Origin of the sequence: Pseudomonas sp. Z4-7, assembly GCF_051131965.1 — a bacterium.
In the GTDB taxonomy this organism is placed as follows: Bacteria; Pseudomonadota; Gammaproteobacteria; order Pseudomonadales; family Pseudomonadaceae; genus Aquipseudomonas.
This window is the reverse complement of record NZ_CP071642.1, coordinates 5,822,522-5,837,547: the sequence shown is the minus strand read 5'-3', so window position 1 is coordinate 5,837,547 and position 15,026 is coordinate 5,822,522. Positions and strand designations below refer to the sequence as shown.

Annotated in this window: 14 protein-coding genes; 12 read left to right on the top strand and 2 right to left on the bottom strand. The window is 61.0% G+C overall.

Annotation, left to right across the window (positions count from 1 at the left end; translation table 11 throughout):
- Positions 1–21: 21 nt before the first annotated feature.
- From ssuD to J3P91_RS26275, 4 genes are read left to right on the top strand one after another with little or no spacing between them, the layout of a single operon-like run.
- Positions 22–1,170, top strand: coding sequence for an FMNH2-dependent alkanesulfonate monooxygenase (gene ssuD / locus J3P91_RS26290; protein ID WP_434602182.1), 1,149 nt, complete (start codon positions 22–24; stop codon positions 1,168–1,170).
- 7 nt (positions 1,171–1,177) lie between these two features.
- Positions 1,178–1,960, top strand: coding sequence for an aliphatic sulfonate ABC transporter permease SsuC (ssuC, locus tag J3P91_RS26285; protein WP_434571056.1), 783 nt, complete (start codon positions 1,178–1,180; stop codon positions 1,958–1,960).
- Positions 1,957–2,763 (top strand): aliphatic sulfonates ABC transporter ATP-binding protein, encoded by an 807-nt coding sequence (gene ssuB, locus J3P91_RS26280; RefSeq protein ID WP_434602181.1) that lies wholly within the window; start codon positions 1,957–1,959, stop codon positions 2,761–2,763. The genes ssuC and ssuB overlap by 4 nt, the downstream gene beginning before the upstream one ends.
- Before the next feature lie 24 nt (positions 2,764–2,787).
- Entirely contained in the window at positions 2,788–3,003 is a 216-nt protein-coding gene (locus tag J3P91_RS26275; RefSeq protein WP_003177394.1) for a TOBE domain-containing protein, read from the top strand.
- A 77-nt stretch (positions 3,004–3,080) separates the two neighbouring features.
- Here the strand turns inward: J3P91_RS26275 and J3P91_RS26270 are convergent, their stop codons facing one another.
- On the bottom strand, positions 3,081–3,713 hold the full coding sequence (locus J3P91_RS26270; RefSeq protein ID WP_434571059.1) for a TetR/AcrR family transcriptional regulator: 633 nt from the start codon (positions 3,711–3,713) through the stop codon (positions 3,081–3,083).
- Positions 3,714–3,991: 278 nt separating this feature from the next.
- Entirely contained in the window at positions 3,992–5,368 is a 1,377-nt protein-coding gene (locus J3P91_RS26265; RefSeq protein ID WP_305498052.1) for a glutamine synthetase family protein, read from the bottom strand.
- A 278-nt stretch (positions 5,369–5,646) separates the two neighbouring features.
- Here J3P91_RS26265 and J3P91_RS26260 point away from each other — a divergent pair, with 278 nt between their 5' ends.
- From J3P91_RS26260 to J3P91_RS26225, 8 genes are all read left to right on the top strand, one after another.
- Positions 5,647–6,423 carry a gamma-glutamyl-gamma-aminobutyrate hydrolase family protein gene (locus tag J3P91_RS26260; protein WP_434602180.1) on the top strand — a complete coding sequence of 259 codons (777 nt, stop codon included), beginning with the start codon at positions 5,647–5,649 and terminating at the stop codon, positions 6,421–6,423.
- Positions 6,424–6,463: 40 nt separating this feature from the next.
- Positions 6,464–7,822 (top strand): glutamine synthetase family protein, encoded by a 1,359-nt coding sequence (locus J3P91_RS26255; protein ID WP_434602179.1) that lies wholly within the window; start codon positions 6,464–6,466, stop codon positions 7,820–7,822.
- A gap of 57 nt (positions 7,823–7,879) precedes the next feature.
- Positions 7,880–9,244, top strand: coding sequence for an aspartate aminotransferase family protein (locus J3P91_RS26250; RefSeq protein ID WP_434602177.1), 1,365 nt, complete (start codon positions 7,880–7,882; stop codon positions 9,242–9,244).
- A 198-nt stretch (positions 9,245–9,442) separates the two neighbouring features.
- Positions 9,443–10,540, top strand: a complete 1,098-nt coding sequence (locus tag J3P91_RS26245) for a polyamine ABC transporter substrate-binding protein (protein ID WP_434605230.1) — start codon at positions 9,443–9,445, stop codon at positions 10,538–10,540.
- Between the two features lie 185 nt (positions 10,541–10,725).
- Complete coding sequence (locus J3P91_RS26240; RefSeq protein ID WP_434602176.1) at positions 10,726–11,823, top strand: polyamine ABC transporter substrate-binding protein; 1,098 nt, start codon at positions 10,726–10,728, stop codon at positions 11,821–11,823.
- Between the two features lie 71 nt (positions 11,824–11,894).
- Positions 11,895–13,037, top strand: coding sequence for an ABC transporter ATP-binding protein (locus J3P91_RS26235; protein WP_014340741.1), 1,143 nt, complete (start codon positions 11,895–11,897; stop codon positions 13,035–13,037).
- Positions 13,034–13,954, top strand: coding sequence for an ABC transporter permease subunit (locus J3P91_RS26230; protein ID WP_434571068.1), 921 nt, complete (start codon positions 13,034–13,036; stop codon positions 13,952–13,954). Before J3P91_RS26235 ends, J3P91_RS26230 begins: the two co-directional genes overlap by 4 nt.
- Positions 13,951–14,838, top strand: coding sequence for an ABC transporter permease subunit (locus J3P91_RS26225; RefSeq protein WP_305498066.1), 888 nt, complete (start codon positions 13,951–13,953; stop codon positions 14,836–14,838). The genes J3P91_RS26230 and J3P91_RS26225 overlap by 4 nt, the downstream gene beginning before the upstream one ends.
- The last annotated feature ends 188 nt before the right edge of the window (positions 14,839–15,026 follow it).

The following is a 15,026-nucleotide window of genomic DNA, read 5'->3' as shown; positions in this document are numbered from 1 at the left end:
GATCCCTTAGGAGACCACTCCATGAGCCTCAATATTTTCTGGTTCCTGCCCACCCACGGCGACGGCCATTACCTTGGCACCGCTGAAGGCGCCCGCGCCGTCGATCATGGTTACCTGCAACAGATTGCCCAGGCTGCCGATCGGCTGGGTTTTGGCGGGGTGTTGATTCCTACCGGGCGTTCCTGCGAAGACTCCTGGCTGGTAGCCGCTTCGTTGATTCCGGTGACCCAGCGCCTGAAGTTCCTGGTTGCCCTGCGCCCCGGGATCATTTCCCCGACGGTGGCGGCGCGTCAGGCCGCGACGCTGGATCGGCTGTCCGGCGGGCGGGCGCTGTTCAACCTGGTGACGGGTGGTGATCCGGACGAGCTGGCCGGTGACGGGCTGTTTCTGGACCACGAGCAACGCTACCAGGCATCGGTGGAATTCACCCGGATCTGGCGTCGGGTGCTGGAAGGCGAGACGGTTGATTACGACGGTGAACACATCAGTGTGAAGGGCGCCAAGCTGCTCTATCCGCCGATCCAGCAACCGCGTCCGGCATTGTATTTCGGCGGCTCGTCGGAAGCCGCCCAGGATCTCGCCGCCGAGCAGGTGGAAATGGTCCTGACCTGGGGCGAACCACCCGCCGCCGTCGCGGAAAAAATCGCCCAGGTGCGGGCCAAGGCCGAGAAGCTTGGGCGCACCGTGCGTTTTGGCATTCGCCTGCATGTGATCGTGCGGGAAACCAACGGCGAAGCCTGGCAAGCGGCCGACCGCTTGATCTCCCATCTGGACGACGAAACCATCGCCCGTGCCCAGGCGTCCCTGGCGCGCTTCGACTCGGTGGGCCAGCAACGCATGGCCGCGCTGCACGGCGGTCGCCGCGACAAGTTGGAAGTCAGTCCCAACCTGTGGGCCGGGGTCGGCCTGGTGCGTGGCGGTGCCGGGACGGCGCTGGTGGGCGATGGCCCGACCGTGGCTGAGCGGGTCAAGGAATACGCCGACCTGGGTATCGATACGTTCATCTTCTCGGGTTATCCACACCTGGAAGAGTCCTATCGGGTGGCGGAACTGTTGTTCCCGCACCTCGATGTGGAGCGCCCGGAACTGCCGAAAAGCCAGGGTTATGTGAGCCCGTTCGGTGAAATGGTCGCCAACGATATCCTGCCCAAAGCCGCTTCGCAGAGCTGAGGCGGCCATGAAAAAACTTATCCACAATCTCGCGCCGTGGGCGGTGCCGCTGCTGTTGTTGGCGGTGTGGCAATTGTCGGTATCGGCCGGCTGGTTATCCACGCGGATCCTGCCGGCGCCGGTGGCGGTGATCGAGGCCGGGGTGAACCTGGTGCGCAGCGGTGAGATCTGGACGCACCTGGCTATCAGCGGTTGGCGCGCGGCGGTCGGCTTCCTGATTGGCGGCGGCATCGGTCTGGCCCTGGGTTTTATCACCGGCCTGTCGAAATGGGGTGAGCGGCTGCTGGACAGCTCCGTGCAGATGGTGCGTAACGTGCCTCACCTGGCGCTGATTCCACTGGTGATCCTCTGGTTCGGTATCGACGAGTCGGCGAAGATTTTCCTGGTGGCGCTGGGCACGCTGTTTCCGATCTACCTCAACACCTACCACGGGATTCGCAATGTCGACCCGGCGCTGGTGGAGATGTCCCGCAGCTACGGTTTATCCGGCTTCAGCCTGTTTCGCCAGGTGATCCTGCCGGGCGCCTTGCCTTCGATCCTGGTGGGCGTGCGTTTTGCCCTGGGTTTCATGTGGTTGACGCTGATCGTCGCGGAAACCATCTCGGCCAGCTCCGGTATCGGTTATCTGGCGATGAATGCCCGGGAATTCCTGCAGACCGACGTGGTGGTGCTGGCGATTCTGCTGTACGCCGTGCTCGGCAAACTGGCCGACCTTGCTGCTCGCGGGCTTGAACGCGTCTGGCTGCGCTGGCATCCGGCCTATCAGGTGAACAAGGGAGGTGTCGCATGACCGCCCAACAACCGCCGCGCCTGCTGCGAGGTATCCCGCTGGCGGTGCGCAATCTGCAAAAGACCTTTGGTTCGCGCCAGGTGTTGCGTGACATCGACTTGCATATCCCGGCCGGGCAGTTCGTCGCCGTGGTCGGCCGCAGCGGCTGCGGCAAAAGTACCTTGCTGCGCTTGCTGGCCGGTCTCGATCAGCCGTCGGGCGGTGAGTTGCTGGCCGGTTCGGCATCGCTGAGCGCTGCACGGGAAGACACACGCCTGATGTTTCAGGAGGCGCGTTTGCTGCCCTGGAAAAAAGTCATCGACAACGTCGGCCTTGGCCTCAAGGGCGACTGGCGACCACAAGCGTTGCAGGCGCTGGATGCCGTGGGCCTGGCTGATCGTGCACACGAGTGGCCGGCGGCGTTGTCCGGCGGACAGAAACAGCGGGTGGCCCTGGCCCGGGCGCTGATTCATCAACCGCGCCTGCTGTTGCTGGACGAACCTCTGGGTGCGCTCGATGCGCTGACCCGGATCGAAATGCAGCAACTGATCGAGCGTCTCTGGCAGCAACACGGCTTCACCGTGCTGTTGGTGACCCACGACGTCAGCGAAGCGGTGGCGATCGCCGACCGGGTGATCCTGATCGAAGACGGCCAGATCGGCCTCGACCTGGCCATCGACTTGCCGCGCCCGCGTGCTCGCGGCTCGCATCGCCTGGCGAGCCTGGAAACCGAAGTCCTCAACCGCGTGCTGTCCTTGCCCGGCCAACCGCCGGATCCCGAACCCGTTTCACCCTTGCCCACGCAACTGCGTTGGGCGCAATAACTTCATCCAGACAGGAACGACATCATGACTATCAAAGCCATCAACGTACGCAACCAGTTCAAAGGCACCATCAAGGAAATCGTCGAAGGCGACGTGCTGTCGGAAATCGACGTGCAGACCGCCTCGGGCATCGTCACCTCGGTCATCACCACCCGCTCGGTCAAGGAGCTGGAACTGGCAATTGGCAGCGAAGTGATTGCCTTCGTCAAATCCACCGAGGTGTCTATCGCCAAGTTGTGAACGATGCTTGACCTGCAGCCCCGGATGGCTTGAGCCCTTCGGGGTTTTTTCGTTCCCACGCTCTGCGTGGGAACGATTCAATCAGAGCGCTTGGGCAGAAACGGAGGGAGATAGAGCCCCAGATACGCATCGAACACGCGCATGCCTTCCTCGGCCATGCGCGGGGTGATCTGGCCGTGCTGGTGTACCGAGCGGGCGTAGACGCGGTCGCCCAGTTCCATGGCCAAGGCGAACACGTCGACATCGGCAGGCAAGGGCGGCAGTTGGAAATGGCGGGCGAAGACGGTGTGCATCAGCTCGCTCAGTTCCAAGTCATGCTGGCGGTCGGCCTGGGTGACTTCAGTCAGGCCATGCTGGGCCAGGATCAGTTGGCGAGCGGCGGCGTCCTCGCTGTAGATCACCAGCATCCGTTGTTCCACCAGCCGCGACAGATCGTGCCAATGGTTCAGCGCTGCATGATCGATCGGTGTTTGTAGGCAGGCACGAAAGGCTGCATGGACGTCGGCGGTCAGGGCTTCGAGCAGGGCCGGGACGCTGGCGAAGAAGTGATAGACGGAGGAGGGCGGGATCCCGGCGCGCTCGGCGACGCTGTAGATCGACAGGCTGGCCACGCCTTCGGCGGCGAGCAGCGTGCGGGCGGCATCGAGGATCGAGTCGATCCGGGCCTGGCTGCGGGCGCGGGGTTTGCGAGGGGTGGCGGTGCGTGTCATGAAGCTCTCCTGCGGGGCTGCCGGGCATTGTACGCAGACCGGGAGGCTGGTCCATACCTGCACTCGTGAGGTGACGAGCTTTTGTGGCGAGGGAGCTTGCTCCCGCTGGGGTGCGGAGCAGCCCTCAAATCAGCCACTGCAACGATGCAGGTTTACCGCTTCAGTATCTTGGGGCCGCTACGCAGCCCAGCGGGAGCAAGCTCCCTCGCCACGGGAACGACGAAAACAAAAACGCCGCAGCCCTGGCGGCCTGCGGCGTTCCTTTCTACTACAACCGCTTAAACGGTATGCAGGTACCAGTTGTACTCAAGGTCGGAGATGGAGTGTTCAAACTCTTCCAGCTCGCTTTCCTTGCAGGCCACGAAGATATCGATGTACTTGGGATCGATGTACTTGGCCATGACTTCGCTGTCGTCCAGTTCGCGCAGGGCATCGCGCAAGTTGTTCGGCAGGCTTTGCTCGTTCTGCTCGTAGCTGTTGCCTTCGACCGGCGCGCCGGGCTCGATCTTGTTGGTCAGGCCATGGTGCACGCCCGCCAGGACCGCCGCCATCAACAGGTACGGGTTGGCATCGGCGCCGGCGACACGGTGTTCCAGGCGTACGGCATCGGCGGAGCCGGTCGGTACGCGCAAGGCCACGGTGCGGTTGTCCAGGCCCCAGGTCGGCGAGTTCGGCACGTAGAACTGTGCGCCGAAACGACGGTAGGAGTTGACGTTCGGGCAGAGGAACGCCATCTGCGCGGGCAGGGTCTCGAGCACACCGCCGATCGCGTGACGCAGCGCGGCGTTCTGCTCGGGATCCTCGCTGGCAAAGATATTCTTGCCTTCTTTGTCCAGGATCGAGATATGGACGTGCAGACCGTTGCCCGCCTGGCCTGGATACGGCTTGGCCATGAAGGTGGTGTCCATTTCATGGTCGTAGGCGATGTTCTTGATCAGCCGCTTGAGCAGTACCGCGTAGTCACAAGCCTTGATCGGGTCGGCCACGTGGTGCAGGTTCACTTCGAACTGCGCCGGGGCACTTTCCTTGACGATGGCGTCGGCGGGAATGCCTTGCTCCTTGGCCCCTTCCAGGATGTCCTGGAGGCAGTCGACGTATTCGTCGAGGTCATCGATCAGGTAGACCTGTGTCGAGTGCGGGCGTTTGCCGGAGATTGGCGAGCGGGGCGGCTGTGGACGGCCGTTCACGTTCTCCTGGTCGATCAGGTAGAACTCCAGCTCGAATGCCGCGCAGATGGTCAGGCCCAGTTCATCGAACTTGGTCACGACCTGGCGCAGGACTTCGCGAGGGTCGGCGAAGAACGGATCGCCTTCAAGCTCGTGCATGGTCATCAGCAGTTGCGCGGTGGGGCGCTTCTGCCAGGGTTCGTTGCTCAGAGTGCCGGGGATTGGATAGCAGATGCGGTCGGCATCGCCGATGTCCAGGCCCAGGCCGGTGCTTTCCACCGTCGAGCCATTGATATCCAGGGCAAATAGAGAGGCCGGCAGGTTGATGCCTTTCTCGTAAACCTTGTGGAGGCTGGTGCGTTCGATGCGCTTGCCGCGCACCACACCATTCATATCCGCAATCAGAAGGTCAACGTACAGAACCTCAGGATGTTCCTTAAGGAACGCGTTCGCTTCGTTAAGCTGAACGGCACGCGGGGGTACCGACATGATGCAACACCTTTGTTGTTAAAAATATCAATCATTGATCTCTTCGAAAGCCAGTCAACCCGAACGGCATGCCGAAGTCAAGCAGGGCCTTTTTTGCCCTAAAAAAGCACCTGCAGGGCTTTTTTGAGGCAATTTGGGGCGTTTTTTTCCCTTTGAGGGGCTTGTCCCCCGCAGGCTTGAGCGGGCCGTGTTGTATTTTTTACGGGGGTGTTGTGTAAAAAAATGAACAAGGCTAAGCTCGATTCAAACCCATAACAGCAATAATACCGGGGTGCTTCATGTCTCGCCTGCCGTTAATCGGCATCACCACCTGCTCCAGGCAGATCGGTCTGCATGCGTATCACACCACTGGCGACAAATATGCGCGGGCTGTCGCAACGGCCGCCAAGGGCTTGCCGGTGCTGATCCCGTCCCTGGCGGATCTGTTCTCCCCGTCCGATATTCTGGACGCCCTGGACGGTATTCTTTTTACCGGCTCCCCTTCCAATGTAGAACCTTTTCACTACCAGGGCCCGGCCAGCGCGCCAGGCACCGCTCATGATCCTGCACGGGACGCCATTACCCTGCCGCTGATCCGCGCAGCGGTCGACGCGGGCGTTCCGGTGCTGGGCATCTGTCGCGGTTTCCAGGAAATGAACGTTGCCTTTGGCGGTAGCCTGCATCAGAAAGTTCATGAAGTCGGAACCTTCATCGATCATCGTGAAGACGACACCCAGCCGGTAGAGGTCCAATATGGTCCTGCCCATGCCGTGCATGTCCAGCCTGGCGGTATCCTCGCGTCTTTAGGGCTGCCGCCGCAGGTCGAGGTCAACTCGATCCACAGCCAGGGCATCGAGCGCCTGGCCTCGGGGCTGCGGGCCGAAGCGCTGGCGCCGGATGGCTTGATCGAAGCCGTCTCGGTGGTACAAGGCAAGGCTTTTGCTTTAGGAGTGCAATGGCACCCTGAATGGGCGGTAGGCTCCAACCCGCACTACCTTGCGATTTTCCAGGCATTTGGCGATGCCTGCCGAGCAAGGGCAACACAACGCGACGCCGATGCGTCAAACAACGCCTGACGACTAATAGCAGTCAGGAAACTCACGCCTAGAGGCATTTATGAGTAACAACCTCGACCAGCTCACCGATTGGTTGAAAGACCACAAGATCACAGAAGTCGAATGCATGATTGGCGACCTGACCGGCATTACCCGGGGCAAGATCTCGCCGACCAACAAGTTCATCGCCGAAAAAGGCATGCGCCTGCCCGAGAGCGTTCTGCTCCAGACCGTAACGGGCGACTATGTCGAAGACGACATCTATTACGAACTGCTCGACCCCGCCGACATCGACATGATCTGCCGCCCGGACGAAAACGCAGTCTTCCTGGTGCCCTGGGCCATCGAGCCCACCGCCCAGGTGATCCACGATTCTTACGACAAGCAAGGCAACCCCATCGAGCTGTCGCCGCGCAACGTGCTGAAGAAGGTGCTCAAGCTCTACGCCGACAAGGGCTGGCAGCCGATCGTCGCGCCGGAGATGGAGTTCTACCTGACCAAGCGCAGCGACGACCCGGACTTTCCGCTGCAACCGCCGATTGGCCGTTCCGGTCGCCCGGAAACCGGTCGCCAGTCTTTCTCGATCGAAGCGGCGAACGAATTCGACCCGTTGTTCGAGGACGTCTATGACTGGTGCGAATTGCAGGAACTGGACCTCGATACCCTGATTCACGAAGACGGCACCGCGCAGATGGAAATCAACTTCCGTCATGGCGATGCACTGTCGCTGGCCGACCAGATCCTGGTGTTCAAGCGCACCATGCGCGAGGCGGCGCTCAAACACGATGTGGCCGCCACCTTCATGGCCAAACCGATGACCGGCGAGCCGGGCAGTGCGATGCACTTGCACCAGAGCATCATCGACAAGGAAACCGGCAAGAACGTCTTCTCCAACGAAGACGGGACCATGAGCGAGCTGTTCCTGCACCACATCGGTGGCCTGCAGAGATTCATCCCCGAGCTGCTGCCGCTGTTCGCCCCCAACGTCAACTCGTTCCGCCGCTTCCTGCCCGACACCTCGGCGCCGGTGAACGTCGAATGGGGCGAAGAAAACCGCACCGTGGGCTTGCGGGTTCCGGACGCCGGGCCGCAGAACCGTCGCGTGGAAAATCGCTTGCCGGGCGCCGACGCCAACCCGTACCTGGCGATTGCCGCCAGCCTGCTGTGCGGCTACATCGGCATGGTCGAGGGCATCGATCCGAGCGCGCCGGTAGTCGGCCGTGGTTATGAGCGCCGGAACCTGCGTTTGCCGCTGACCATCGAAGATGCCCTGGAGCGCATGGAAAATAGCTCCACCATCGAGAAGTACCTGGGCAAGAAATTCATCACGGGCTACGTCGCGGTCAAGCGGGCCGAGCATGAAAACTTCAAGCGCGTCATCAGTTCGTGGGAGCGGGAATTCCTGCTCTTTGCCGTCTGATGCGCCGGGCGGGGCCGCCGAAAGCCCCGCCCCCAATGGAATAAAAGGAGAATCCGCATGACCCGCAACAACCCGCAAACCCGTGAATGGCAGGCCCTGAGCAGCGATCACCACCTGGCACCGTTCAGCGACTTCAAACAGCTCAAAGAGAAAGGCCCGCGCATTATCACCCACGCCAAGGGCGTGTACCTCTGGGACAGTGAAGGCAACAAGATCCTCGACGGCATGGCCGGCCTATGGTGCGTGGCCGTCGGCTACGGTCGCGATGAGCTGGCGGACGCCGCCAGCCAACAGATGCGCGAGCTGCCGTACTACAACCTGTTCTTCCAGACCGCCCACCCGCCGGTGCTGGAACTGTCAAAGGCCATCGCCGACATCGCCCCGGAAGGCATGAACCACGTGTTCTTCACCGGCTCCGGCTCCGAAGGCAACGACACCATGCTGCGTATGGTCCGCCACTACTGGGCGATCAAAGGGCAGCCGAACAAGAAAGTCATCATCAGTCGCAAAAACGGTTATCACGGTTCAACCGTGGCTGGCGCGAGCCTGGGTGGCATGACCTACATGCATGAGCAGGGCGACCTGCCGATCCCGGGTATTGTCCACATCGCCCAACCGTACTGGTTTGGCGAAGGCGGCGACATGAGCCCCGAAGAGTTCGGCATCTGGGCCGCCAATCAACTGGAAGAAAAGATCCTCGAGATCGGCGTCGACAACGTCGGTGCGTTCATTGCCGAGCCGATCCAGGGCGCCGGCGGCGTGATCGTGCCGCCGGACAGCTACTGGCCGCGCATGAAGGATATCCTCGCCAAATACGACATCCTGTTCGTGGCCGACGAGGTCATCTGCGGTTTTGGCCGCACGGGTGAGTGGTTCGGTACCGATCATTACGGGTTGAAACCGCACATGATGACCATTGCCAAGGGCCTGACCTCGGGTTACATCCCCATGGGCGGCCTGATCGTGCGCGACGATGTGGTCGCGGTGCTCAACGAAGGCGGTGACTTCAACCACGGCTTCACCTACTCCGGTCACCCGGTGGCCGCTGCGGTGGCCCTGGAAAATATCCGTATCCTGCGCGAAGAAAAGATCATCGAGCGCGTCCACAGCGAAACGGCACCGTATTTGCAGCAGCGCCTGCGGGAACTGAACGATCATCCGCTGGTGGGTGAAGTGCGCGGCGTCGGTTTGCTGGGGGCGATCGAACTGGTCCAGGACAAGGCCACGCGCAAACGCTACGAAGGCAAGGGCGTGGGCATGATCTGCCGGCAGTTCTGCTTCGATAACGGGCTGATCATGCGTGCGGTCGGCGACACCATGATCATTGCGCCGCCGCTGGTGATCAGCAAGGCCGAGATCGACGAATTGGTGGCCAAGGCGCGGCACTGCCTGGACCTGACGCTCGGTGCGCTGCAAGGCTGAGTGCTAGGCTCTGTGCGAGGTGCCGACATGGGCCTCGCCCGGTGTGAATAAAGGCTGGGCTTGTGTTGAAAGCCTGCCCTGTAACTTGCCAGACTACCCCTGCTGTTCAAGTTGCCAGAGAGCCGGCTACTGAACCGTGGCCAAGAAGAATAACTGGAGCACTTTTTCATGAAGGCAATAAGCATGAAGACATTAGGTATGAAGATAGCTGGCAAGACCCTCCTCGCCATGTCCCTGGCGGGTGTGATGGCGGGCGCCGTCCAGGCGGACGACAAAGTGCTGCACGTCTATAACTGGTCGGACTACATCGCGAAGGACACGGTCGCCAAGTTCGAAAAGGAGACAGGGATCAAGGTCGTCTACGACGTCTTCGACAGCAACGAGACCCTGGAGGCCAAGCTGCTGGCGGGCAAATCCGGCTATGACATCGTCGTGCCGTCGAACAACTTCCTCGCCAAGCAGATCAAGGCCGGTGTCTATCAAGAGCTGGACAAGTCCAAGCTGCCGAACTGGAAAAATCTCGACACCGACCTGCTCAAGGCCGTCGGTGATGCCAGCGACCAGGGCAACAAACACGCCTTCCCCTACATGTGGGGCACCATCGGCATCGGTTACAACCCGGAGAAGGTCAAGGCCGCATTGGGCGTCGACAAGATCGATTCCTGGGACACCCTGCTCAAGCCGGAGAACATCGCCAAGCTCAAGAGCTGCGGCGTGAGCTTCCTCGATTCGCCGACCGAAATGATTCCGGTGGCCCTGCACTATCTGGGCAAGCCGACAGACAGCACGGACAAGGCTGATCTGAAAGCCGCCGAAGACCTGTTCCTCAAGCTGCGCCCATCGATCGGTTACTTCCACTCCTCCAAGTACATCTCGGACCTGGCCAACGGCAACATCTGTGTGGCCGTGGGTTACTCGGGTGATATCGAGCAGTCCAAGAGCCGTGCTGCCGAGGCTGGCGGCAAGGTGAAAGTGGCCTACACCATTCCGAAGGAAGGTGCCGGTTCGTTCTACGACATGGTCGCCATTCCCAAGGATGCCGAAAACGTCGAAGCCGCTTACAAGTGGATGAACTTCATCATGCAGCCGGAAATCATGGCGGAGATCACCGACGAAGTACGTTTCCCTAACGGCAACAAGGCCGCCACCCCGCTGGTGGACAAGGAAATCTCCGGTGACCCGAGCATTTACCCATCGGACGAAGTGAAGGCCAAGCTCTACGCGATTGCCGACCTGCCGGCCGCGACCCAGCGGATCCTGACCCGCAGCTGGACCAAGATCAAATCCGGTAAATAAAGCCGGCTTGAAGCAATCTCCTGTTGTCGACGTCGTCACGGCGGCGGCAACAGGCGCAATTAAATAACTAAAAGTTTTGCCGGATCGGTTTATCGAGGGTAAGTTGCGCGCCGGTTTTGTTGCAGGGCATTTCGTTGCCCGGTAACGGGGGCAACTTGGGCCCAACTATTTAAGAGGACCTCCACGTGCCTGTCTTTTCTTTGTTACGCAACGCTTTGCTGGTCGGTGCCGGCCTGACGCTCGCCGTCGGTGTCCAGGCCGCCTCCACCGTGCATATTTATAACTGGTCGGACTACATCGGCGAGACCACCCTGGCGGACTTCGAGAAAGCCACCGGGATCAAGCCGGTCTACGACGTGTTCGATTCCAACGAAACCCTGGAAGGCAAGTTGCTGGCCGGTCGTACCGGTTACGACGTGGTCGTGCCGTCCAACCACTTCCTGGGCAAGCAGATCAAGGCCGGTGCGTTCCAGAAGCTCGACAAGGCGCAATTGCCCAACTACGCCAACCTCGACCCCGCGCTGCTCAAGCGCCTGGAGAAAAACGACCCGGGCAACCAATATGCCGTGCCTTACCTGTGGGGTACCAACGGCATCGGCTACAACGTCGAGAAGGTCAAGGCGGTATTGGGCGTCGAGAAAATCGACTCGTGGGCCATGCTGTTCGAACCGGAAAATATCAAGAAGCTCTCCAGCTGCGGTGTTTCGTTCCTCGATTCGGGCGACGAGATGATCCCGGCCATGCTCAACTACCTGGGCCTGGACCCCAACAGCCAGAACCCTGAAGACTACAAGAAGGCCGAGGCCCAGCTCCTCAAGATCCGGCCTTACGTCACCTACTTCAATTCCTCCAAGTACATCTCCGATCTGGCCAACGGCGAGATCTGCGTGGCCGCCGGTTTCTCCGGGGACATTTTCCAGGCCCGCGAACGTGCCAGCGAGGCCGGCAAGGGCGTCGACATCGCCTACGTGATTCCCAAGGAAGGCGGCAACCTCTGGTTCGACATGCTGGCGATCCCGCGCGACGCCAGCAACGCCAAGGAGGCCCATGCGTTCATCAACTACCTGCTCAAGCCTGAGGTCATCGCCCAGGTGAGCGACGTCGTCGGTTACGCCAACCCGAACCCGAAGGCTGGCGAACTGATGGACCAGGAAGTACGCACCGACGAAGCGGTTTATCCACCGCAAGCGGTCGTCGACAAGCTCTACGTCAACTCCGAGTTGCCGCCCAAGATCCAACGACTCATGACCCGCAGCTGGACCAAGGTCAAGTCGGGTAAATAGCGTCAAGCGCTCTAACTTTTCCAAGGTTCGCCCGTCTTGGGCGAGCTGCAAATTTTGTGGGAGTTTCGTAAATGGCAGTTGCCTCCGGCGCCTATAAGAAAGCCCTCGAGGGCGACCAGACACCCAAGCAGGTGCTGGTCAAGATCGACCGGGTCACGAAGAAGTTCGACGAGACGATTGCCGTGGACGATGTGTCCCTGGAAATCAAGAAAGGCGAGATCTTCGCCTTGCTCGGCGGTTCGGGATCAGGCAAATCCACCTTGCTGCGCATGCTGGCAGGTTTCGAGCGGCCCACGGAGGGGCGGATCTTCCTCGATGGCGTGGACATCACCGACATGCCGCCCTACGAGCGGCCGATCAACATGATGTTCCAGTCCTACGCCTTGTTCCCCCACATGACGGTGGCGCAGAACATCGCCTTCGGCCTGCAACAGGACAAGATCCCGAAAGCCGAGGTCGATGCCCGCGTGGCCGAGATGCTCAAGCTCGTGCAGATGAGCCAGTACGCCAAGCGCAAGCCGCACCAGCTCTCCGGCGGCCAGCGCCAGCGCGTCGCCCTGGCCCGTTCCCTGGCCAAGCGGCCGAAGCTGCTGCTGCTCGACGAGCCGATGGGCGCCCTGGACAAGAAGCTGCGCTCGCAGATGCAGCTTGAGCTGGTGGAGATCATCGAGCGGGTCGGCGTGACCTGTGTAATGGTGACCCACGACCAGGAAGAGGCCATGACCATGGCCGAGCGCATCGCGATCATGCACCTGGGCTGGATTGCCCAGATCGGCAGCCCGATCGACATCTACGAAACCCCGACCAGCCGCCTGGTCTGCGAGTTCATCGGCAACGTCAACATCTTCGAGACCGAAGTGGTGGACGACGCCGAGGGCCACGCGGTGCTGACCTGCAAGGACCTTGATCGCAATATCTACGTCGGCCACGGCATCAGCACTTCGGTGCAGGACAAGTCCGTGACCTACGCCATTCGCCCGGAGAAGCTGCTGGTCACCTCCGAGCAGCCAACCTGCGAGCACAACTGGTCCAGCGGCAAGGTCCATGACATTGCCTACCTGGGCGGCCACTCGGTGTTCTACGTCGAATTGCCAAGCGGCAAGCTGGTGCAGTCGTTCGTCGCCAACGCCGAGCGCCGCGGCCAGCGCCCGACCTGGGGCGACCAGGTGTTCGTCTGGTGGGAAGACGACAGCGGCGTGGTGCTTCGCTCATGAACATGCGCAAGCTCAAACGCCGACTCGCTCGAATAACGCCCGGTGGCCGTCAGCTGGTCATCGGGGTGCCCTTCATCTGGTTGTTTCTGTTCTTCATGCTGCCGTTCTTCATCGTCCTGAAGATCAGCTTCGCCGAAGCCGACGTGGCCATTCCGCCGTACACCGAGATCTATAGCTACGTCGACCAGAAGCTGCAAGTGCTGCTCAACCTCGCCAACTACGCGATGCTCAGCGAGGACGAACTGTACATCGCCGCCTATCTCGGCTCGCTGAAGATGGCCCTGATCAGCACCGTGCTGTGCCTGCTGATCGGCTACCCGATGGCCTACGGCATCGCCAACGCCCGCAAAGAGATGCAGACGGTGCTGGTATTGCTGATCATGATGCCGACCTGGACCGCGATCCTGATCCGCGTCTACGCGTGGATGGGCATCCTCAGCAACAACGGCCTGCTCAATGGCTTCCTGATGAGCATGGGCTGGATCAGCGAGCCCTTGCAGATCCTCAACACCAACCTGGCGGTCTATATCGGCGTGGTTTATTCCTACCTGCCGTTCATGATCCTGCCGCTGTACGCCAACCTGGTCAAACACGACCCGAGCCTGTTGGAAGCTGCGTCCGACCTGGGTTCGAGCACGTTCAACAGCTTCTGGAAAATCACCGTGCCGCTGTCCAAGAACGGCATCGTCGCAGGCTGCATGCTGGTGTTCATCCCGGTAGTGGGTGAGTTCGTGATCCCGGAACTGCTGGGCGGTCCGGAAACGCTGATGATCGGCAAGGTGCTGTGGCAGGAATTCTTCAACAACCGTGACTGGCCGGTGGCATCCGCCCTGGCGGTAGTGATGCTGGCGATCCTGATCGTGCCCATCATCCTGTTCAACCGCAGTCAGGCCAAGGAAATGGAGGGCAAGGAATGAAGCGCTTCAGTTTTTCAAGCCTGATGCTGGTGTTGGGGCTGTTGTTCATCTATGCGCCGATGCTGATCCTGGTGATCTTTTCGTTCAACGCCTCGAAACTGGTGACGGTGTGGGGCGGTTGGTCGGTCAAGTGGTACGTCGGCCTGCTGGACAACTCGCAACTGATGGGCTCGGTGGTGCGTTCGCTGGAGATTGCCTGCTACACCGCGATCGCCGCGGTGGCGCTGGGTACGCTGGCGGCCTTCGTGCTGACCCGTATCACCCACTTCAAGGGCCGCACGTTGTTCGGCGGCCTGGTCACCGCGCCGTTGGTGATGCCGGAAGTGATCACCGGCCTGTCGCTGTTGCTGCTGTTCGTGGCGATGGCGCAGATGATCGGCTGGCCACAGGAGCGTGGCATCGTCACGATCTGGATCGCCCATACGACGTTCTGCGCGGCCTATGTGGCGGTGGTGGTCTCGGCGCGCTTGCGTGAGCTGGACCTGTCCATCGAAGAGGCAGCCATGGACCTCGGTGCGCGGCCGTGGAAGGTGTTCTTTTTGATCACCATCCCGATGATCGCGCCATCGCTGGCGGCGGGCGCGATGATGTCGTTCGCGTTGTCCCTCGACGACCTGGTGCTGGCAAGCTTCGTCTCCGGTCCTGGCTCGACGACGTTGCCGATGGAAGTCTTCTCGGCGGTACGCCTGGGGGTCAAGCCGGAAATCAACGCGGTGGCGAGCCTGATCCTGCTGGCGGTGTCGCTGGTGACCTTCCTGGTCTGGTACTTCAGCCGCCGCGCCGAAGAAAACCGCAAGCGAGCGATCCAGCAAGCCATCGAGGAAAGCGCCGCCGATTCCTGGAAACAACCGCAGGTGCGCCGGCCCGAGACCACTTCGGCCTGATTGAGGAGCGGAACCATGTGGGAGCGAGCTTGCTCGCGATAGCGATATTACAGTCAGTGAAGAGGTTGACTGTCAGTCCGTCATCGCGAGCAAGCTCGCTCCCACAGGTTTTATGTTGTTCCTAACTTTGCGACCTGGCTCAGATCCCCTGTGGGAGCGAGCCTGCTCGCGAAGGCGATAGCACCTGC